Genomic DNA, 20,286 nt, shown 5'->3' on the forward strand with positions numbered 1-20,286 from the left:
GGGGAGGTCTTCAATTCCAGTTGTCGATCCTGACGTCGTGTGGGTTGGGCTGGCCCTTGCCGGTTTCCAGCAGTGCCTTCAGGCTCATCAGGAACACCGCCCACTTGGTGCTGCAGTGGGAGGTGAACTCGACACGCTCCTTCCAGCCTTCGTGCGTGAACAGCACGATGCAGTAGTCGCCTTCCTGCTTCAGCGCGAAGCGCGCGTAGGTGCCGATCCATTCGGCGGGGCCGGCGAGGAACCGCCACAGCACGAGCTCGCCTCGAACAAGCTGCTCAAGCTTCATCTCCATGGCGCCGATTTCCTGGCCGTTGTTGGTGAAACGGACCTTGACCGTGCCGCCGGCTTCGCGGTCGCCGTGCGCGTCTTCGGCCCACCAGGCGGCCACGCCTTCGGGGGTGGCCAGCGCCTGGTACACCTGGCTTGCGGGGGCCTTGATGCCGACCCTGTGTGCGATATCCACCATTGCAGGTTCCTCGCGATGGGCCGGCAGGCGCCGCCCTTGAGTGGACTATATGCAGGTAAATGCCTGCATGTCAAACCCCGCCACGAACGCCCGGGCGTGGTAGTGCCGGCCGCTGGCCGGCATCCCGGTGGCGTTGGGTGCGTGCAGTTGCCGGCCAGCGGCCGGCACTACCGGGGCGATGCTTCAGTTCTCGCCGTCCTGAAGGGCGGCATGCAGTTTGTCGGTGATCCGCTGCAGTGCGGCACGATCATCCGCGGAGAGATGGTCGAGAAAATACCGGCGGACACCGGCGGCGTGTACCGGCCGTGCCGCGCGCAGCTGCGCGTGCCCTTCTGTGGTCATGCGGATCACTACGACGTTTTCGCTGTCGGTATCGCGTTCGATCAGGCCACGGCCCGCCATGCGGGTCAGCTGGTGCGAGAGGCGCGTCTTGTCCCATTCCAGGTAGTCCAGCAGTTCGCGCTGGCGGCGGCAGCGATCCTTGGACTGGTTCAGCTCCATCAGCACGATGAAGTCGGCCCTTGAGAGCCCGGTGCTGCGGGTGATGTCCTGGACGATGCGGCCGGAGGTGATTTCTGCCATGCGCCGGAAGCCGCGCCAAGTGGCCCATTCGTCGGGTGTGATGCTGGGGGAGGTCATGGCCGAACGTTGCCGGGCAATGGTTGACATGTCAACCCTCGCGGCATACGGTTGACGTATCAACTAACCTGGATCGCGCCATGCAGCACCCTCCCCGTATTGCCGTCATCGGCGCAGGCCCCGCTGGCCTCACCGCTGCGCTCATCCTGCATCGGGGCGGTCACCCCGTGAGCGTGTACGAGGGCGAAGCATCCGGGCAGCAGCGCACACAGGGCGGCACGCTGGATCTGCACGACGATTCCGGGCAGGTGGCGCTGCAGCGCGCGGGCCTGCTGGAGGCCTTCCGTGCGGTGGCGCGGCATGAGGGGCAGGAGGCGCGGATGGGCGACCCGTGGTCCGGGGAGATCACCACCGGCGGGTTCGGGCCGGAAGGGAGCAAGGACAAGCCGGAGATCGACCGCGGCGACCTGCGCCAGCTGCTGCTCGACGCGCTGCCGGCGGACACGGTGCAGTGGGGCCACAGCCTGACCGCGCTGGTATCTGCACAGGCGAACGGCCACGGCCTGCGATTCGCCAACGGCGTGCAGCGCGAGGCGGACATCGTGATTGGTGCCGATGGTGCGTGGTCGAAAGTGCGCGCGGCCTTGAGTACGTGCCAGCCGGTGCCCACCGGCATTACCTTCTTCGAAGGTTGGATCGCACAGCCTGCTGCGGACATCGCAGCGATGGTCGGGCAGGGCAGCCTGTTCTGCTTTGGCGGCGAGGAGGCCCTGTTCGTGCAACGCAACAGCCGCGATCGGCTCTGCGTGTATGCGGCGCTGAAGCGCTCTTCCGAGTGGCTTGATGCGCAGATCGCGCAGCAGGGCATACGGACGCTGGTGACAGGCTGCTATACCGGGTGGGCCCCGAACCTTCGGCGCCTGCTGGAGGCCTGCACGGACTTCGTGCGGCGGCCGATCTACAGCCTGCCAGCGGATTTTTGCTGGACTCCGCGCGATGGCGTGACCTTGATCGGCGATGCGGCGCATCTGATGCCGCCGGTGGGCGTGGGCGTGAACCTGGCGATGCTGGACGCGTCGGATGTGGCGATGGCGTTGTGCGCGCGGCCGGATGCGATCAGCGCGATGCGCGACGCCGAAGTGTTGGTGCGTGAACGCGCCCGCGCCCTGATGCCGGATGCGATCGAGGGGTTCCAGCGCTGGTTCACTACCGGAGGGGATGCTCCACGCGGTTGATGAAGCATCGAGTCTGTACGCACCTGCGACACTGGGAACAGCAGCAGATTCCTGGCGGCGCGCTGGAAGTCACATGGACTTCCGACTGCTTTGGTCCGGTACAGGTAGCCACGCTGGGGCACGCGCTAGACTGGTTGAACCGGCCGACGCTCCCCTGTTTTCCAGGGTTGGGGAGCGTGGTATGACAGGAGCGGAACGCATGACTGAAATTGGAAAGGACGCCTTGAACATCCGCCGCGCCAGCGCGGCCGATGCCCCCGCAGTGTTGGGGCTCTTTGACGAGGTGATCGAGTGGTTCGTGTCGATCGGCAATGTGCAGCAATGGGGCAGCGAACCGTGGTCGACGATGCCGCGCCGGATTGCCCAGGTCACCGAGGCGTGTGCACTGCCAGGCGCATGGGTGGCGCAGAACGAGCAGGGCGACGTGCGGGCGTTCCTTGCACTGGGCGAGTCGATGCCCTATGTGCCGGCGCCCACCGGGCCGGAGCTGTATGTGCGGGTTCTGGTGGCCTCGCGTGATGTGCGCGTGCGTGGCATCGGCCGCCGCCTGATGGCGTTTGCCGACGAGCAGGCGCGCGCTGCCGGTGTCGACCATCTGCGTGTGGACTGCTACGCCGGAGGCAGCGGCGACCTAGTGCGCTTCTATGAATCCTGCGGGTATACGCGCATCGCGCCGTTCAACGTGGACGGCTGGCCAGGCATGCTGCTGGGAAGGACGCTCTGACGCGGCTGCGTCAGAGCGTCGCAGCCTGCGTGCAGGAAACGATACATCGGTTCGGCGCTAGAGTAGGGGCATGACTTGCATCGGATGGCTGTGTCATTCCGCTGCCGGTTCCTGATGACCCCCCTCCAGGAAGGTGCAACGCATGTATTACAGCAGTGGCAACTACGAAGCCTTCGCGCGCCCGCGCAAGCCGGCCGGTGTGGATGGCAAGCGCGCCTGGTTTGTGGGCTCGGGCCTGGCCTCGCTGGCCGGCGCCGCGTTCCTGGTGCGCGACGGCCGCATGGCCGGTGAGCGCATCACCATTCTCGAGCAGCAGCAGATTCCCGGCGGCGCGCTGGATGGCCTGAAGGTGCCAGAGAAGGGCTTCGTGATCCGCGGCGGCCGCGAGATGGAAGACCACTTCGAGTGCCTGTGGGACCTGTTCCGCTCGATTCCGTCGCTGGAAATCGAAGATGCCAGCGTGCTGGACGAGTTCTACTGGTTGAACAAGGACGACCCGAACTATTCGCTGCAGCGCGCCACCATCAATCGCGGCGAAGATGCGCACACCGATGGCCTGTTCACGCTGACCGAGCAGGCCCAGAAGGACATCATCGCGCTGTTCCTGGCCACCCGGAAGGAGATGGAGAACAAGCGGATCGACGAGGTGCTGGGCCGCGACTTCCTGGACAGCAACTTCTGGCTGTACTGGCGCACCATGTTCGCGTTCGAGGAATGGCATTCGGCGCTGGAGATGAAGCTGTACCTGCATCGCTTCATCCACCACATCGGCGGCCTGCCGGATTTCTCGGCGTTGAAGTTCACCCGGTACAACCAGTATGAATCGCTGGTGCTGCCGCTGGTGAAGTGGTTGCAGGACCAGGGCGTGGTGTTCCAGTACGGCACCGAGGTGACCGACGTCGACTTCGATCTGCAGCCGGGCCGCAAGCAGGCCACGCGTATCCACTGGATGCGTGATGGTGTAGCCGATGGCGTGGATCTGGGCGCGGATGATCTTGTTTTCATGACGATCGGTTCGCTGACCGAAAACTCGGATAATGGCGATCACCACACCGCGGCGCGTTTGAACGAAGGACCGGCGCCGGCCTGGGACCTGTGGCGTCGCCTCGCCGCGAAGGATGCGGCGTTCGGTCGCCCGGACGTGTTCGGCGCGCATATCCCGCAGACCAAGTGGGAATCGGCCACGGTCACCACGCTGGATGGACGCATTCCGGCCTACATCCAGAAGATCGCCAAGCGCGACCCGTTCAGTGGCAAGGTGGTGACCGGCGGCATCGTCAGCGTGCGCGACTCGCGCTGGCTGATGAGCTGGACGGTGAACCGCCAGCCGCATTTCAAGAACCAGCCCAGGGACCAGATCGTGGTCTGGGTGTACTCGCTGTTTGTGGATACGCCGGGCGACTACGTGAAAAAGCCGATGCAGGAGTGCACCGGCGAGGAGATCACCCGCGAGTGGCTGTACCACCTGGGCGTGCCGGTGGAAGAGATTGATGCGCTGGCCGCGACCGGTGCGAAGACGGTGCCGGTGATGATGCCGTACATCACGGCGTTCTTCATGCCACGCCAGGCCGGTGACCGCCCGGACGTGGTGCCGGACGGCGCGGTGAACTTCGCCTTCATCGGCCAGTTTGCCGAATCGAAGCAGCGCGACTGCATCTTCACCACCGAATATTCGGTGCGCACGCCGATGGAAGCGGTGTACACCCTGCTGGGGATCGAGCGCGGCGTGCCGGAGGTGTTCAATTCCACGTATGACGTGCGCTCGCTGCTGGCCGCCACCGGTCGCCTGCGCGATGGCAAGGAACTGGATATTCCCGGGCCTGCGTTCCTGCGCAATCTGCTGATGAACAAGCTGGACAAGACCCAGATCGGTGGCCTGCTGCGCGAGTTCAAGCTGGTGCAGGAAGACTGAGCGGGCAGGGGGACGCCGCCGGTGAGGGCATCGGCGGCCTCAAGATCTCACGCTACGCCGTCGGTCGAACGGCTCAGCTGTTCCCACGCGTCGATGCTACCGGCCATCGATGCCAGCTTTGCCCTCACCAGCTGCAGTGCATCACTGCCCAGCAGCAAGTGGCGGGGAGGAGCGTCGCTGTCGATGACCTGCAGCATGGCCTGCGCAGCCTTCACTGGATCACCGGGCTGGTGGCCACTCTTCGCCTCACGCGCGCTGCGGATGGGATCGAACAATGCGTCGTAGTCGTCAATGCTGCGCGGTGCCCGCACCATCGAGCGGCCTGCCCAGTCGGTGCGGAAAGAACCCGGCGCGACGGCCGTGACGTGGATACCAAACGGCGCGACTTCCTTGCCAAGCACTTCACTGATGCCCTCCAGCGCGAACTTGCTGCCGCAGTACCACGCGATGCCCGGCATCGTGATGAAACCGCCCATGGAGGTGATGTTGAGGATATGGCCGCGGCGCCGGGCGCGCATGTGCGGCAGCACGGCCTTGATCAGCGCGGCCGGAGCGAACACGTTCACCTCGAATTGTTGCCGCAGCTCGGCGAGCGTGGATTCTTCGAGGATGCCTTCGTGGCCGTAGCCAGCGTTGTTGACCAGCACGTCGATGCTTCCGATGTTGGTTTCGATATCGGCGACGAGCGCATTGATGGCGGCGGTATCGGTTACGTCCAGCAGGCGACCGAATGCGCGGCCGGGAGCGAGCGCTTCGAGTACCTGGCGGTCAGTTTCGTTGCGCACGGTGCCGATCACGCGGTGGCCGGCCAGCAGGGCCTGCTGGGCAAGGGCGCGGCCGAATCCACTGCTGACACCGGTGATGAGGAGAAAGCGGGAAGGGGGCATGAGGGGGCGTTGGTGGTGGGCAGGGCTTGCACGTTAGTTCTTGAACGACCGGGGTCACAGGCCTAGGATTCGGCCATTCTTGCCAATTCCTCTGGAGTGCCTGTGCCTGTGGTCGATTCCCTGCAACGGCAGGTGCAGGCGCGCATGGTCGGCCTGCTGAAGACGCTGGCGGTGGAGGAGGGCTATACGCTCACGCGCCTGCCGGGGGTGCGGTTGCTGCGATCGGACCGGCCACTGGCGCGCACGCCGGTGTTGTACGACCCCGGCATCGTGATCGTCTGCCAGGGGGTGAAGCGTGGCTATCTGGGCGGGCAGGTCTACCAGTACGACGCCCAGCACTACCTGGCAGTGTCGGTGCCGGTGCCGTTCACGATGGAAACCGATGCGTCGGCCCAGGCGCCGCTGCTGGCGATCTACCTGCACCTGGATCTGCAGCTGGCGGCGGATCTGCTGATCGAACTGGGTGAACAGGAGGGCACCCCGGCGACACCGGCGCAGAGCATGATGTCCAGCCCGATGCAGGCGCCGATGCAGGCCACGGTGCTGCGCCTGCTGGAGGCACTGGCTGAACCGTTGGAGGCTGCCGTGCTCGGCCCTGCGTTGGTGCGTGAGGTGTACTTCCGCGTGCTGACGGGTGCACAGGGCGGCGCAATGCGCGAGGCGCTGGCCATGCGCGGGCGCTTCGGCAGCATCGGCAGAGTGCTGCGGACGATCCATGCCGGATATGCCACCACCCTGGACGTGGGGCAACTGGCCACCGAAGCGGGCATGAGTGTGGCGACCTTCCACGACCACTTCCGCGCGATTACCGGCACGTCGCCGATGCAGTACGTGAAGTCGACCCGCCTGCACCAGGCACGGTTGCTGATGCTGCGGCAGGGGATGACTGCCGAAGCGGCATCGCTGGCGGTGGGGTATGCCAGCCCATCGCAGTTCAACCGTGAGTTCAAGCGCCTGTTCGCGTTGCCGCCGGCGGCCGAGGTCGCGCGGATGCGGCGCAGTTTCGCGCTGCCACCTCCGCCAGCCGATGCGGTGTACGTATCTTCGCATTGAGGGGCAATCAAAGGTCACGTTGCCAGCAAGCCGGCCAGCGGCCGGCTCTGCCGGGAATGATGCCTGGCGGGTGCAGCAGAGAGGGGTTGACAGGATGTCTACCTACTAGTAGGTTTATTGCCATGAAGGAATCTCTCTCGCCCAAGGCCCAGGAAATCCTGGCCCATGCCCGTGCGCTGCTGGAAGCCGGTGGCTACAACGGCTTCAGCTACGCCGACGTGTCGGCGCGGGTGAACATCAGCAAGGCCAGCATCCATCACCACTTCCCCAGCAAGGCGGATCTGGTGCGCACGGTGGTCGAGCTGTACCGGGCCGAGGCGCGCGAAGGCCTGGCGTTGCTGGACCGGCAGTTGGCCGACCCGCTGCAGGAGCTCAACGCCTATGTGGATTACTGGTCCAGCTGCATTGCAGGGGGCACGTCCTCGTTCTGCATCTGCGCGATGCTGGCCGCCGAAGCGCCGATGATCCCGGCAGAGATCGCTGAGGAAGTGCGCGGCCATTTCGAGGACCTGAGCGGTTGGCTGGCAGTGACGCTGGAGAAGGGCGTTTCGATGGGCCAACTGCAGTTGCAGGGCTCGGCGGCCGATGAGGCCAAGGCGTTCATGTCATCGGTGCACGGCGCGATGCTGGCCGCGCGCGGTTTCGGTGATGCGGCGACCTTCGCGGCACTGGCGCGGTTGGCGATTGCGCGGGTGAGCGCGGCGTCCTGAGAGATGTGTGGTGGGCCTGCGGCGACGCGGGCCTTCTTTTTGAACTCAATGCCTACCTACTAGTAGGTTCATTCTGTCCTTGGAGATGTCCCATGTCCCACCCTCTGTCCACACTTGGCGTGATCCATACCGCTGTCAGCCTGATCCCGGTGTTGAGTGGCCTGTATGCCTTCATTCGCCATCGCGCAATCGATCCCGCCACGCGCGCGGGCAAGCTGTACCTGGTGGGGCTGGTGCTGTCGGTGGCCACCTCGTTCACCGTGTCCAGCACGGGCGGGATCAACCCCGGCCACGCATTCGGGGTGATCGTGCTGCTGGTGGCATTCGGCGGCGTGCTGGCCGCGCGGCTGCGCTGGCTGGGGCGCGCCGCGCGTTACCTGTCGACCTTCGCACTGTCGTTCAGCTTCCTGCTCTCGTTGGTGCCCGGCGTCAACGAAACGCTGACCCGCCTGCCGGCGGCGCATCCGATTGCGGCGGCACCGATGGCCCCGGTGGTGCTGCACACGCTGCTGGCCTGCCTGGTGGTGTTCGTGATCGGCTTTGCCGCGCAGTGCTGGAGGCTGCGAAACCGTGGTTTGGCAGGACGATCCTGAGACGCCGCCGGTCACCCCGGCGCGGCAAGTGCGCCCAGCAGTGCCGCCGGTTCGATCAGTGCAGCCGAGCGCGCCGGATCGAGTTGAATGTGCCGGCTGCAGAAGCAGAACGATTGGCCCGCTGCAGGCTCGGGGGTGTTCGCGCTCGCGTCCGGCGTCTCGATCTCCAGCACTTCGTCCACGGCCAGCGCCAGGGTTGCGGTGCCGGCGTTGATCAACAGCATGGCCGGGCTGCCACCCTCGAATGCCGGTTGGCCGCTCATGCGGCGCAGGTCGACGACGGGTAATGGCTGTCCACGAACTTCCAGGGTCGGCCTGCCGTTGCGGTCTGCAGGGCCGAATGCCTCCGGACCGCGGATTTCGACCGCTGCCTGGATGTCGATGGCGAACAGGACGGTGCCTGCACGCACGACGACGATCTCGAACAGGTCGGCAGGCGATGCGCGTGTTTCCGTTACAGGGTGGGCGGGTACGGGCATGCGATGAGCGTGGCGAAGACGATGGGAAAGGAGATCTGGATGATGACGCCTGGACGCAACGCGCGGCCGCGTCGGCGTGCGCGTGCAAGGCGATGGTTCAGTGTCTATCAGGCGGCTGCGCGTGGCGCGCCGACGGTGCCGACGCGTGGAAAATGCGGACGCAGCAGGCCGACGAGCTGGTCCATGCCCGGAATGGAGTGGCCGAACTCGTCCCAGCGCGCATTCACCAGGCCGGACACCACGATCTGCCCGGTCTCGATGTGGGTCATTGCCCAGTACGGAACGGCACGCGCGCTGATGGCCATGTCCAGTACCGGCACGACGGCAGCATGCGAGCGGCTGTCATGGATGCGGCGCTTGACTGCTTCCAGGGCGTCGGGCGGACCTTCGATGTACTGGAAAAACCGCTGCCCGTCGACGATCAGCGCACCGGTAACGTCCACCCGGCGATTGAACGTGGCAGATTGCGAGACGATCTGGTGGAGGGCTTGATTGGACAGCCCAGCCGACATGCGGCTGGAGTAAGCAAATGCATGGAGCATGGAAGGGGCTTCTTGTGACGCACGTCACTATACGCACGCAAGCCCGGACCGTCGTGAGGCTTTGCTCACGCCACGCCTGGCTCCGCGCACTGGATCAACAGCCCACCAACCGGTCGGCACCGAGACCGCCGCGATGCTGGCTGCGGTACTCGGTAGGGCTCGCGTCGACCTGACCGCGGAAGTGCCGACGGAACGATTCCTGCGAACCAAAGCCGGCCTGTTCTGCAATCCACTGCAGCGGTCGGTCAGTGGTTTCCAGCAGCTCGCGCGCGAAAGCCACGCGTTCGCGGATCAGCCAGTCGATCGGCGACAGGCCGGTGGCGTCCAGGAACTGCCGCTGCAGCGTGCGTTGGCTGAGCGCGGCCTGCTCGGCGAGGCTGCCCAGTGAGTGGGGCTCGCGCAGGTTGCGGCGCATCCATTCCATCAGCTTTGCCAAGCGGGTGGGCTCGCCGTGGGGAATGGCGCGGCTGACGCGCTGGCTGCGCCCGGCATCACGCCACGGTGCCAGGACCAGCCGTTCGGCCACCAGGTTGGCCACGCGCGCGCCGTAATCCTTGCGCACCATGTGCAGCATCATGTCCATGCCGGTGGCCGAGCCGGCCGAAGTGATGATGCTGCCGGTATCCACGTACAGCGCATCCTCGCGCACATCGATGCGTGGGAACTCGCGTGCCAGCGCTTCGGTGAGGCGCCAGTGGGTGGTGGCCTGGCGGCCATCGAGCAGCCCGGCCCAGGCCAGCACGAAGGCACCGGAGCAGATCGAGGCGATGCGCGCGCCACGTGCGTGGGCACGGATCAGTGCATCGAGCAGTGCCTGCGGTGGGCGCTCGCTGGGTTCGCGCCAACCGGGGATGACGATGATGTCGGCGTCATCAACCGCGCTGAGATCGTAGGGAAGCTGCACCTGCGCATTGCCGAGCATGCGCAGCGCACCGGGTTCGCCCGCGCACAGCTGGGTGCGGTACCAGGCCACGCCGAGTTCCGGCCGCACCGGCGCGAACAGGCCGACCGCGCAGCCGAATTCGAACAGCCCCTGGCCGTGGCAGGCGACGATGGCAACGAGCGGCGCGGTGGGATCGGCGGGTGGGCTGGGCATGGCCTGATGCTACGGGTGGCGGTGCGTGGCGTTGCGTGATGCGCGGGCATGAGGTGATGCCGGGCGGGCATATGGGAACCGGGGTCGGATCCCTTCCGCAGGAAGGGCTCTGACCCCGTGGTGGGGAGGCGTGCGTGAGGTCAGAGCCCTTTCCTATGGAAAGGGATCCGACTCCGTGGGGGACCCCGTGCGTGTGCGCCGCCTAACGTCATTACCAGCGGTCATGTGGGTGGCCGGATGTTACGGCTGGGTGACGCGATCGCGCCTGTCGCACCAGGTGAACAGGCCCTTGAATGGAAGCGTGTTTCCGGCCCACCCCCACGAGCCCCCATGCCTGCCGCCCACGCCCCTGTCCTGAGCACTCTCGCTGTTCTGATCACAGCCATCCTTGCCGCCTCGCCCAGCCATGCGGCTGAAGCAGACGCAGATCCTGCTGCCACCGCCGCGACGGCCAACGTGGCCGCGTCCACGCTGGATGCGGTGGTGGTCACCGGCTCACGCACCAGCACGCGCACGGTGAAGAACAGTTCCACGCCCATCGATGTGATCTCTGCAGAGGACCTCGCCGCCACCGGGCAGGGCAACCTGCTGGAAGCGCTGCAGCGCAGCCTGCCGTCGCTGAGCCAGATCGGCGGCTACCAGAGCGACCAGGAGAGCCTGATCCGTGGCTACCAGCTGCGCAACCTGTCACCGGGCTACACGCTGGTGCTGGTGAACGGCAAGCGCCGCAATGCCAGCGCCTATGTGAGCGGTGCCAATGGGGGCGGCTTCCCAGGCCATGCGTGGGCGGACCTGGCGTTGATTCCGGTGTCGGCCATCGACCACGTGGAAGTGCTGCGTGATGGTGCGTCGGCCATCTATGGCTCGGACGCGATCACCGGCGTGGTCAACGTGATCCTGAAATCGCAGGCGCACGGTGGCGATGTGTCGGTGGAGAGCGGGCAGAGCATCGATGGTGATGGTTCGCGTACCAGCGTGCGCGCCAATGTCGGCCTGCCGTGGGGCCAGGATGGCTTCGTCAACCTGTCCGGCGAGAACACGCGGCAGCACCACGCGATCCGCACCCGTCGCTACATCGATGGCTACCTGAGCTATCCGGCAGTAGATGCCAACGGCAACCGGGTCGCACTGCGCCCGAACAATCGCTTGCCGACGGGTGCATCGCCGAACCCGGCCGAGGCCAACCGCGATGCCGAGGCCAACACCATCCTCAGTTCGCCGTCGTACGCGTTGAAGGCTTTCGCAGTGAATGCAGGCCATGGCCTGGGCGAGAGCGCGCAGTTCTACGCCAACGCCACGGCCAGTGACCGCACCGCGCAGGCGATCCAGAACTTCCGCCTGCCGGCGACCATCTTCACCACCTACAAGGCACCCGGCGTGCTGAGCGTGTTTCCCGATGGCTTCCTGCCGGTGCTGGAGACGAAGGAAAAGCAGTACACCGGCACTGCGGGCGTGAAGGGGCAGATCGCGGGCTGGGATTACGACGCCAGCCTGACCGGCAACCGCAGCACGGTGCGCACCTATACCCGCAATTCGGTGAACTACTCGCTGCCGTATCCCGGTTCGCCCACTGACTTCTATGACGGCAAGCTGGACTACCAGCAGGGGATCGCCAACCTCGACCTGCGCCGTGGCTTCGAGGTGGCGGCCTTTGCGTCGCCGCTGGAAGTGAGCGCAGGCGCCGAGTACCAGCACGAACAGTACGAACGCGGGGCCGGGCAGTGGGAGTCGTACACCGGCTTCGGTGCAGCCGCGTTCGTGGGCTACTCCACCGCCGATGCGGTGAAGGCGACGCGCAACAGCAAGGCGGTCTATGTGGGCGCGGCCAGCAACATCACCTCGCGCTGGTATCTGGATGCAGCGGCGCGCTGGGAAGATCATTCCGACTTCGGCAGTGTCTCCACTGGCCGCCTGACCACGCGCTTCGACTTCACCGACGCGTTGGGTGTACGCGCGACGGTCAGCAACGGCTTCCATGCGCCCAGCCTGGGCGCACAGTTCTACCAGGCCACGGGCAGCTGCCCTTGCGGGACCACGCTGGTGGCGCAGGTGTCTTCACCGGCGGCGGTTGCGCTGGGTGCTACGCCGCTGAAGCCCGAGAAAGCCACCAACTACAGCCTGGGCGTGACCTGGGACCCGAGCCCCGCATTCCATCTGGCCGTGGATGCGTACCAGATCGACATCCGTGGCCAGCTGGGCCAGTCCAGCCAGATCGGCTACAACGCGCAGGATCCGGCGCGCATCACCGACAACAGCGGTACGGTGCTGAGCGCGGCGCAGAAGAACACCATCGATGCGCTGCTGGGTTCCGCCGGCATCAGCATCCTGCCGGGTGATGCGTTCTACGCCAGCTACTTCACCAATGTGGGCAATACCCGCACGCGCGGTGTCGAGCTGACCCTGGAAGCCAACCAGGACACTGCGTGGGGCAAGCTGCGCTGGAGCTACGCGGCCAACGTCGGCCGTACCACCATCCAGAAGGTGAGCGACATTCCGGCGGCGCTGCAGGGGCTGCCGAACATCAACCTGCTGACCAAGAGCAGCGAATACGCGCTGCGCTTCCGCACGCCCAGCTACACCCAGGTAGCCGGGCTGGGCTGGCAGAACGGGCGCTGGCGCTCGAACGTCGATTTCACCTACTACGGCCCGATCAAGCGCCTGAACAACGGCGTGGAGTACAAACAGCCGCCGGTGCTGGTGACCAACCTGTCCGGCGGCGTGGAGCTGGGGGCGGGCTGGAGCGCGGCGCTGGGGATCAACAATGTGTTCGACAAGCGCACGCGCAAGGTGCCGGAGTACGCGCGCAGTGCTACCGATGTGGCCAGCATCGAGACGACCTGGGACAACGGCGACGTGTTGGGCAACGTCGGGGCGTATTGGTATGGGCGGATCAGTTACCGGTTCTGATCTGGGGCAGCCGAGCATGGCTCGGCTCTACAAAGGCGGGAAGCAGCCGAGCATGGCTCGGCTCTACAAAAGACGAAGTGCGGCCGGAGGTAGTTCGGCATTATCGAGGAGCAGTTCATGTCTTCTGCATTGAAGGTGGTTGCATTGGTGGGGTCACCGACCAGTTCGGCGACATCGCGCACGTTGCTGCTGGTGCGGCATCTGCTGGCGTCGCTGCAGCAACGCGTGCATGCCAGCGTGGAGCTGGTGGAGCTGGCGCCGATCGCGCGCTCGCTGGGCCAGTCGTTGTCGCGCGATGAGGCGGGGCCGGAGGTGGAGCAGGCGCTGCAGAGCATCGAGGCCGCAGAGCTGCTGGTGGTGGCCGCGCCGGTCTATCGCGGCTCGTATCCCGGGTTGTTCAAGCACCTGGTCGACTTCGTCGGGCTGGAGGCGCTGGTGGATACGCCGGTGCTGCTGGCGGCGACCGGTGGCAGCGAGCGCCATGCGCTGGTGATCGACCACCAGTTGCGGCCGTTGTTCAGTTTCCTGCAGGCGCACACGCTGCCGATCGGGGTGTATGCCACGCCTGCCGACTTCGACGGCGAGCACATCAACAGTGCTGCCTTGCAGGCACGCATCGCGCTGGCAGCCGAGCGTGCGGCCGGCCACCTGGCGACGCAGGCGCTGGCGGTAGCGGCGCCGCTGCGACGCATCGCCTGACGCCATAACCGGCGGCGCTTTGCTTATGGCCACGCTGCATCTGCATGGCCGGATCTGACCGCCGATTGTCGCCAGGCGTCGCTGCCGCAGCCGCAGGCATCTCTAGCATCGATATCGAAGCGGCATCGCATTGCCGGCCCAGATGAGGACCCCCCCAGTGAAGCTCGACGCAGCAAGCAAACCCATCCTGTTCCTGCTCGATCGCGAGTTCGAGGACGGCCAGATTCCCGGCCAGCGCTTCTTCTGCCGGCACAGCCTGTTACTGGAAGGTGCACTGTCGAGCATCGACGGCCTTGATGCGCAGCTGGACGTACGTCGCATCGGCTTCGCGCGGCCGCGCCGCGAGGTGATCGCCGAGATCGGCGAGCAGGACCAGTCGTTGCCCAAGCTGGTGCTGCCGCAGGGCGTACGCAGCGACCTGGCCAGTGGCGCGCACCAGGACCGGCAGTACATCTCCGGTGCCGAACCGATCCTGGCCGCACTGAACGGATTGCTCGGCATTCCCGTGGCCCACCCCTGAGCGAGGACGCGACCGTGAGCTATCAGATCAGCGTGCTGGACAAGAGCCCGGTAGCCGAGGGCGCTTCGCCGGAGCAGGCGCTGCGCAACAGCCTGCAGCTGGCGCAGCGCGCCGAACAGCTGGGCTATCACCGCTACTGGTTTGCCGAGCACCATGCCGCACCGACGTTGGCCAGCCCGGCACCGGAAGTGCTGGCGGCCTGGGTGCTGGCGCAGACCCGGCGCATCCGCATCGGCAGTGGCGGGGTGATGCTGCGCCACTACGCGCCGTACAAGGTGGCGGAGAACTTCAACCTGCTGGCGGCGCTGGCGCCGGGGCGCGTGGATCTGGGCGTGGGCAAGGCCCCCGGCGGCCTGCCGGCCTCGACTGCCGCGCTGGCAGCCGGGCGTCCGCCGTTCGCTGATTTCGACCAGCAACTGCGCGACCTGGAGGGTTATCTGGCCGGCGCCGAAAGCGAGGCGCTGGCGCGGCCGCTTCCGCAGCAGGCGCCGGAGCGTTTCCTGCTCGGCGCAAGTCCACAGAGTGCAAAGCAGGCGGCCGAACTGGGCTGGCGCTTCGTCTACGCCGCGCACTTCGATGGTGACCCGAAGCACATCGAGGCCGCGTTCGACGCCTACCGCAGCGTCGCCTCGCAGCCGCCGCTGCTGGCCACGGTGGCCTTCGCCGCACCGACTGCGGAAGCCGCTTCGCGTCATATCGGTGCGCTGCGCGTCTACAAGCTGCACCTCGGTCCCGGGCAGGCGGTGAACCTGCCCAGCGCCGAGGCAGCTGCCGAGTACGCGCGCCAGGTGGGGGTGGCCGACTTCCGCATCGAGGAAACGCGCCCCAGCGTGCTGTCCGGTGATGCGCAGCACGTGCGCGGCGAACTGGATGCGCTGCACCGGCGTTTCGGCGTGGGCGAGTTCATCCTCGATGCGCCGGTGGCCGACCTCGACGCACGCCTGACATCCCTTGAACTGCTGTCGCCCGCGCCGCGCGCGGCGGTGGCCTGACCTGCAGGAGCGTTTCCCATGAGCACGACCCCGCGCCACGTTCCGTTCGGCATCATGCTGCAGGGCCCCGGCAGCCACATGCATGCCTGGAAGCACCCGTCCAACCCGGCCGATGCCAGCGTCAACCTGCAGTTCTACATCGACATCGCTCGCACCGCCGAAGACAATGGCATCGCCTTCGGCTTCGTGGCCGACGGCCTGTACATCAACGAGAAGTCGATCCCGCATTTCCTCAACCGCTTCGAGTCGATCTCGCTGCTGTCGGCGCTGGCCACGGCCACGAAGAAGATCGGCCTGGCCGGCACGCTGTCGACGTCCTACAGCGACCCATTCACCGTCGCCCGTCAATTCGCCTCGCTGGATCTGCTCAGCGGCGGCCGCGCCGGCTGGAACGTGGTGACGTCGCCGTTGGAGGGCTCGGGTCGCAATTATGGCCGCCCACATCCCGAGCATGCACTGCGCTACCAGATCGCCGACGAGTACCTGGAGGTGGTGCAGGGGCTGTGGGATTCCTGGGATGACGATGCCTTCGTGCGCGAGCGCGACAGCGGTACGTTCTTCGCGCCGGAAAAGTTCCGCCGCCTCGACCACAAGGGCCGCTTCTTCCAGGTGGAAGGCCCGCTCAACATCCAGCGTTCGCCACAGGGCCAGCCGGTGATCTTCCAGGCCGGTTCGTCCGACGATGGCATCGCGCTGGCCGGCAAGTACGCCGATGCGGTGTTCACCCATTCGCCGTCGCTGGAAGAAACCCGCGCGTTCACCCAGAAGGTGAAGAACTCGGCGATCGCGCATGGCCGCAGCGGCAACGACGTGAAGATCTTCCCGGGCATCGGCCCCATCGTCGGCCGTACCGCAGAGGAGGCCGAAGCCAAGTACCAGGCAATCGCCGCACTGGCCACGCTGGAGGATGCACTGGCGTACCTGGGACGCTTCTTCGATCACCACGATTTCAGCCAGTACGATCCGGACGCGCCGTTCCCGGAGCTGGGTGAGATCGGCAGCAACTCGTTCCGTTCCACCACCGATCGCATCAAGCAGGATGCGCGGGAGAAGGGGCTGAGCCTGCGCCAGGTGGCACTGGAAGCCGTGAGTCCACGACCGAACTTCATCGGCACGCCGGAGCACGTGGCCGATGAGTTGATCCGCTGGTTCGATGCCGGTGCCAGCGACGGCTTCATCCTCGGTTTCGCGGCGCAGCGCGAAGGCCTGGACGATTTCGTGACCCAGGTGCTGCCGATCCTGCAGGCGCGCGGCTACCACCAGCGCGAGCTGGAGGGGCAGACCCTGCGCGAACATCTGGGCCTGCCGTACAAGGCCAGCCGTCATTCGACCGATGCCGAGCCGGCGCGGAAGGCGGGGTAGGGCAATGAGCGGAGACACTGCGGTAGCACCGGGGCATGCCCGGCGGATTTCCCAATCGACGGGCATATTGCCCGAGATCGCGGCACGCGCCGAGGCCACCATCGCGATCCGCCATGACCTGCACCGCCACCCGGAGCTGGCCTTCGAGGAGCACCGCACCAGCGCCCGTGTGGCCGAGTTGCTGCAGCAGTGGGGCTATGAGGTGACCACCGGTCTCGGCGGCACCGGCGTGGTCGGCACGTTGCAGCGTGGGCAGGGCAGCCGTCGGCTGGGGCTGCGTGCGGACATCGATGCCTTGCCGATCCACGAAGACTCGGGGCTGGCCTACGCCAGCCAGACCGACGGCCTGATGCATGCCTGCGGCCATGATGGTCACACCGCCATCCTGCTGTCTGCCGCGCATTACCTGGCCCATCACGGCACTATCGACGGCACCTTGCAGCTGGTGTTCCAGCCAGCCGAGGAAACCGGCTCGGGTGCATCGAAGATGATTGCCGACGGCCTGTTCGAGCGCTTCCCGGTGGATGCGATCTATGGGCTGCACAACTGGCCCGGCGTACCGGTCGGCCACTTCGGCTTCGTCGACGGCCCGGCGATGGCGTCGGTCGACTGGGCGCGGCTGAAGGTGATCGGCAAGGGCGGCCACGGTGCCGAGCCGCAGGGCAGCGTGGACCCGATCCTGGTCGCCGCGCACATCATCACTTCATTGCAGAGTGTGGTGTCGCGCAATGTCGACCCGCGGCAGATGGGCGTGGTCACCGTCGGTTCGATCCACGGTGGGCAGGCCGCCAATGTGATTCCGGACGTGGTCGAGCTGAAGCTGACCGTGCGCGCCTACCTGCCCGAGTTGCGCGACACGCTGCGCCGCCGGGTGACCGGGATTGCCGAGCAGACCGCTGCCGCTTTCGGGGCACGCGCTGAAATCGAGTTCCCGCGTGGCTTCCCCAGCGTGATCAACCACCCGCAGCAGACCGCCTACATCCGCGACGTGGCCGTGCAGGGCTTCGGCCACGAACAGGTGGTGCCGGAGTTCGCGCCGCGCACCGCCAGCGAGGACTTCGCTTTCCTGTTGCAGGCGCGGCCCGGGAGTTTCGTGTTCGTCGGCAACGGCGACAGCGCGCCGTTGCACAGCCCGCGCTATGTGTTCAACGACGCGGCCATCGCACCGGCCGCCAGCCTGTGGGCGCGACTGGCCGAAGACTATCTGGTGAAGGACGTGGCATGAGCAGCAACGAACGCTTCCTCTATACCTCGGTGGATGATCCATTGGCGCGGCCGCTGTTCGATGGCCTGGAGCAGGAGTACGACAGCCGCTACGCCGACGTGCGCCGACGCATCGGCGGCAGCGCCCGCGAGGAGCTGCAACGCTATCCGGCGCAGGCCTTCGCGGCGCCGGTAGGCGCGTTCGTGCTGCTGCTGCGCGATGGTGTGGCGATCTCCGGCGGCGCCTTCATGCCGCACCGCGATCCGGACACCGCCGAATTCAAACGCATCTGGACGCTGCCCGGGCTGCGCAGGCAGGGCATCGCGCGTCGCGTGCTTCAGGAACTGGAAGACCAGGCGGCGCGGCAAGGGTACCGTCGGGTGTTCCTGACCACCGGCTTCCGCCAGCCTGAAGCCGTCGGCCTGTACCTCAGCCACGGCTATACCGCGCTGTTCGACCTGCAGGCCGACCCGGAAACCATCGCGCACCTGCCGTTCGAGAAGCATCTACGTGCGCCGGCGCCAGTGCTTTCGCCGTCGCAGACCGTGCTGCACGGAGCCCACGCATGAGCACGCCTTCGACTGCGCTGGATGGCATTGCCGCACCCCCCGCGCCAGCACCGGCGTTGAAGATCGTGCCGGCCCGGCATCCGCTGCAGGTGGTCGGAACCCTTCTGGCGTTGGCGTTGATCCTGATCGGGCTGCAATCGGTGCTGGGCAATCCGCGCTGGGGCTGGGGCACGTTCGCCGAGTGGTTCTTCGCGCGCCCGGTGCTGGAAGGCCTGGGTCGCACGCTGCTGCTGACCGCACTCGGCACTGGCCTCGGTTTCGCGCTGGGCACCTTGCTGGCGTTGGCCCGCGTGTCCGGCTCGCCGCTGCTGTCGGCGGTGTCGTGGGGCTATGTATGGCTGTTCCGTTCGATCCCGCTGCTGGTGCTGTTGCTGCTGCTGAACAACCTGGGCTACCTGTACAGCACCATCGAGCTGGGCGTGCCGTTCACCGGCATCAGCCTGTTCTCGTACCCGACCACGCAGCTGATCGGCGTGTTCACCGCCGCAGTGCTGGGCCTCACCTTGAATCAGGCCGCGTTCTCGGCCGAAGTGATCCGTGGTGGCATCCTCTCGGTCGACCATGGCCAGTACGAGGCGGCAGCGGCACTTGGCCTGCCGCGTGGCCGCCAGGTGCGCCGCATCATCCTGCCGCAGGCGATGCGTTCGATCCTGCCGGCCGCGTTCAACGATGTGATCGGCCTGGCCAAGAGCACCTCGGTGGTCTACGTGCTGGCGCTGCCGGAGCTGTTCTACACCGTGCAGGTGATCTACCGCCGCAATCTGGAAGTGGTGCCGCTGCTGATGGTGGCCACGGTCTGGTACCTGGTGATCCTTACCGTGCTGTCGCTGTTGCAGCGGCGCGTGGAGCAACGCTTCGCGCGCGGCCAGCTGCAGCGCGAGCGCTCGGTGTCGCGGGTGTCATCGCCCCCGCGTGTGCAGGGCGAAGCCGCACCGCGCGTAGCAAGCCGCCCGCGTATCGCCACCCAGGTTGAAGCGGGCGAGGGCGCGGCGGTGTCGCTGCATGGCGTAGGCAAGGTGTTTGGCGACCAGCCGGTGCTGGAAGACGTGAACCTGGACCTGCGCGCCGGCAGCGTGACCGTGCTGATCGGCCCTTCGGGCGCCGGCAAGTCCACGCTGCTGCGGCTGATCAACCACCTGGAACGCGCCGACGGCGGTTACGTGACTGTCGGCGGCCAGCTGATCGGCTACCGCCGCGAGGGCGACACCCTGTACGAGCTGCCCGAGCGCGAGATCCGACGCCGCCGTGCAGAAGTGGGCATGGTGTTCCAGGGCTTCAACCTGTTCCCGCACCTGACCGCGCTGGAGAACATCATCGAGGCACCGATCGCGGTGCGTGGCGTGCCGCGCGCGCAGGCCGAGCAGCAGGCGCGCACGCTGCTGGAACGGGTCGGCCTGGCCGACAAGGCCGATGCCTTCCCGCGCCAGCTGTCCGGTGGCCAGCAGCAGCGCATCGCGATTGCCCGCGCGCTGGCCCTGCAGCCGAAGGTGCTGCTGTTCGACGAACCGACCTCGGCGCTGGACCCGGAACTGGTGGCCGAGGTGCTGAGCGTGATCGAGGAGCTGGCCCGCTCCGGCACCACGCTGGTGATCGTCACCCATGAGCTGAGCTTCGCCCGCCGCGTGGCCGACCACGTGGTGATGATGGACCAGGGCCGGGTGATCGAGCAGGGCACGCCCGAGGTGCTGTTCGAACGCCCGCGCCAGCAGCGCACCGCCGATTTCCTGGCCAAGACCCTGTAACCGAGAAAGGAACAC

20 protein-coding genes are annotated in these 20,286 nt (G+C 66.6%); 14 read left to right on the top strand and 6 right to left on the bottom strand.

Features of this window, described 5'->3' with window-relative positions; all coding sequences use genetic code 11:
* Positions 1 to 10: 10 nt before the first annotated feature.
* Both AC5P7A_RS16885 and AC5P7A_RS16890 read right to left on the bottom strand, forming a co-directional pair.
* Positions 11 to 466 carry an SRPBCC family protein gene (locus tag AC5P7A_RS16885; RefSeq protein ID WP_111205497.1) on the bottom strand — a complete coding sequence of 152 codons (456 nt, stop codon included), beginning with the start codon at positions 464 to 466 and terminating at the stop codon, positions 11 to 13.
* A gap of 183 nt (positions 467 to 649) precedes the next feature.
* Positions 650 to 1,105: a MarR family winged helix-turn-helix transcriptional regulator gene (locus AC5P7A_RS16890; RefSeq protein WP_032958112.1), complete on the bottom strand. Its 456-nt coding sequence runs from the start codon at positions 1,103 to 1,105 to the stop codon at positions 650 to 652.
* 80 nt (positions 1,106 to 1,185) lie between these two features.
* On the opposite strand from AC5P7A_RS16890, the gene AC5P7A_RS16895 reads away from it, so the two are divergent.
* From AC5P7A_RS16895 to AC5P7A_RS16905, 3 genes are all read left to right on the top strand, one after another.
* Complete coding sequence (locus AC5P7A_RS16895; protein WP_136191656.1) at positions 1,186 to 2,280, top strand: FAD-dependent oxidoreductase; 1,095 nt, start codon at positions 1,186 to 1,188, stop codon at positions 2,278 to 2,280.
* Positions 2,281 to 2,479: 199 nt separating this feature from the next.
* The gene (locus AC5P7A_RS16900) at positions 2,480 to 3,004 is read left to right on the top strand and encodes a GNAT family N-acetyltransferase (protein WP_136191655.1); all 525 of its coding nucleotides are present in this window, start codon (positions 2,480 to 2,482) and stop codon (positions 3,002 to 3,004) included.
* Between the two features lie 142 nt (positions 3,005 to 3,146).
* Positions 3,147 to 4,916 carry an oleate hydratase gene (locus AC5P7A_RS16905; RefSeq protein WP_262224671.1) on the top strand — a complete coding sequence of 590 codons (1,770 nt, stop codon included), beginning with the start codon at positions 3,147 to 3,149 and terminating at the stop codon, positions 4,914 to 4,916.
* 47 nt (positions 4,917 to 4,963) lie between these two features.
* Here the strand turns inward: AC5P7A_RS16905 and AC5P7A_RS16910 are convergent, their stop codons facing one another.
* A complete protein-coding gene (locus AC5P7A_RS16910) occupies positions 4,964 to 5,803 on the bottom strand; it encodes an oxidoreductase (protein WP_262224672.1) in 840 nt (279 codons plus the stop codon).
* A 108-nt stretch (positions 5,804 to 5,911) separates the two neighbouring features.
* Here AC5P7A_RS16910 and AC5P7A_RS16915 point away from each other — a divergent pair, with 108 nt between their 5' ends.
* The 3 genes from AC5P7A_RS16915 (at position 5,912) to AC5P7A_RS16925 (ending at position 8,159) form a co-directional block, all read left to right on the top strand.
* Positions 5,912 to 6,856: an AraC family transcriptional regulator gene (locus AC5P7A_RS16915; protein WP_014646890.1), complete on the top strand. Its 945-nt coding sequence runs from the start codon at positions 5,912 to 5,914 to the stop codon at positions 6,854 to 6,856.
* Positions 6,857 to 6,978: 122 nt separating this feature from the next.
* Positions 6,979 to 7,566 (top strand): TetR/AcrR family transcriptional regulator, encoded by a 588-nt coding sequence (locus AC5P7A_RS16920; protein WP_049440761.1) that lies wholly within the window; start codon positions 6,979 to 6,981, stop codon positions 7,564 to 7,566.
* A 92-nt stretch (positions 7,567 to 7,658) separates the two neighbouring features.
* Positions 7,659 to 8,159 carry a hypothetical protein gene (locus tag AC5P7A_RS16925; RefSeq protein WP_126412004.1) on the top strand — a complete coding sequence of 167 codons (501 nt, stop codon included), beginning with the start codon at positions 7,659 to 7,661 and terminating at the stop codon, positions 8,157 to 8,159.
* Between the two features lie 11 nt (positions 8,160 to 8,170).
* Here the strand turns inward: AC5P7A_RS16925 and AC5P7A_RS16930 are convergent, their stop codons facing one another.
* The 3 genes from AC5P7A_RS16930 to ftrA all read right to left on the bottom strand — a co-directional run bounded on the left by AC5P7A_RS16930 (position 8,171) and on the right by ftrA (position 10,276).
* A complete protein-coding gene (locus AC5P7A_RS16930; RefSeq protein ID WP_049440767.1) occupies positions 8,171 to 8,638 on the bottom strand; it encodes a chemotaxis protein CheW in 468 nt (155 codons plus the stop codon).
* A 107-nt stretch (positions 8,639 to 8,745) separates the two neighbouring features.
* On the bottom strand, positions 8,746 to 9,180 hold the full coding sequence (locus AC5P7A_RS16935; protein ID WP_053494832.1) for a BLUF domain-containing protein: 435 nt from the start codon (positions 9,178 to 9,180) through the stop codon (positions 8,746 to 8,748).
* A gap of 94 nt (positions 9,181 to 9,274) precedes the next feature.
* The gene (gene ftrA / locus AC5P7A_RS16940) at positions 9,275 to 10,276 is read right to left on the bottom strand and encodes a transcriptional regulator FtrA (protein ID WP_014646895.1); all 1,002 of its coding nucleotides are present in this window, start codon (positions 10,274 to 10,276) and stop codon (positions 9,275 to 9,277) included.
* Between the two features lie 330 nt (positions 10,277 to 10,606).
* Between ftrA and AC5P7A_RS16945 the strand changes: the two genes are divergently transcribed.
* The 8 genes from AC5P7A_RS16945 to AC5P7A_RS16980 all read left to right on the top strand — a co-directional run bounded on the left by AC5P7A_RS16945 (position 10,607) and on the right by AC5P7A_RS16980 (position 20,271).
* Positions 10,607 to 13,183: a TonB-dependent receptor plug domain-containing protein gene (locus tag AC5P7A_RS16945; RefSeq protein ID WP_142234626.1), complete on the top strand. Its 2,577-nt coding sequence runs from the start codon at positions 10,607 to 10,609 to the stop codon at positions 13,181 to 13,183.
* 117 nt (positions 13,184 to 13,300) lie between these two features.
* Positions 13,301 to 13,882: an FMN reductase gene (gene msuE, locus AC5P7A_RS16950; RefSeq protein WP_032960012.1), complete on the top strand. Its 582-nt coding sequence runs from the start codon at positions 13,301 to 13,303 to the stop codon at positions 13,880 to 13,882.
* Between the two features lie 157 nt (positions 13,883 to 14,039).
* Positions 14,040 to 14,402 carry a DUF3088 family protein gene (locus AC5P7A_RS16955; protein ID WP_197574368.1) on the top strand — a complete coding sequence of 121 codons (363 nt, stop codon included), beginning with the start codon at positions 14,040 to 14,042 and terminating at the stop codon, positions 14,400 to 14,402.
* 14 nt (positions 14,403 to 14,416) lie between these two features.
* On the top strand, positions 14,417 to 15,394 hold the full coding sequence (locus AC5P7A_RS16960) for an MsnO8 family LLM class oxidoreductase (RefSeq protein ID WP_197574369.1): 978 nt from the start codon (positions 14,417 to 14,419) through the stop codon (positions 15,392 to 15,394).
* 18 nt (positions 15,395 to 15,412) lie between these two features.
* Entirely contained in the window at positions 15,413 to 16,756 is a 1,344-nt protein-coding gene (locus tag AC5P7A_RS16965) for an LLM class flavin-dependent oxidoreductase (protein WP_495220364.1), read from the top strand.
* 4 nt (positions 16,757 to 16,760) lie between these two features.
* Positions 16,761 to 17,981 carry an amidohydrolase gene (locus AC5P7A_RS16970; RefSeq protein ID WP_197605070.1) on the top strand — a complete coding sequence of 407 codons (1,221 nt, stop codon included), beginning with the start codon at positions 16,761 to 16,763 and terminating at the stop codon, positions 17,979 to 17,981.
* On the top strand, positions 17,978 to 18,529 hold the full coding sequence (locus tag AC5P7A_RS16975; RefSeq protein ID WP_014646902.1) for a GNAT family N-acetyltransferase: 552 nt from the start codon (positions 17,978 to 17,980) through the stop codon (positions 18,527 to 18,529). Before AC5P7A_RS16970 ends, AC5P7A_RS16975 begins: the two co-directional genes overlap by 4 nt.
* Entirely contained in the window at positions 18,526 to 20,271 is a 1,746-nt protein-coding gene (locus tag AC5P7A_RS16980; RefSeq protein ID WP_111206782.1) for an amino acid ABC transporter permease/ATP-binding protein, read from the top strand. Before AC5P7A_RS16975 ends, AC5P7A_RS16980 begins: the two co-directional genes overlap by 4 nt.
* The last annotated feature ends 15 nt before the right edge of the window (positions 20,272 to 20,286 follow it).

The sequence above is a fragment of the Stenotrophomonas sp. YJH_SMC_65 genome, assembly GCF_059369475.1.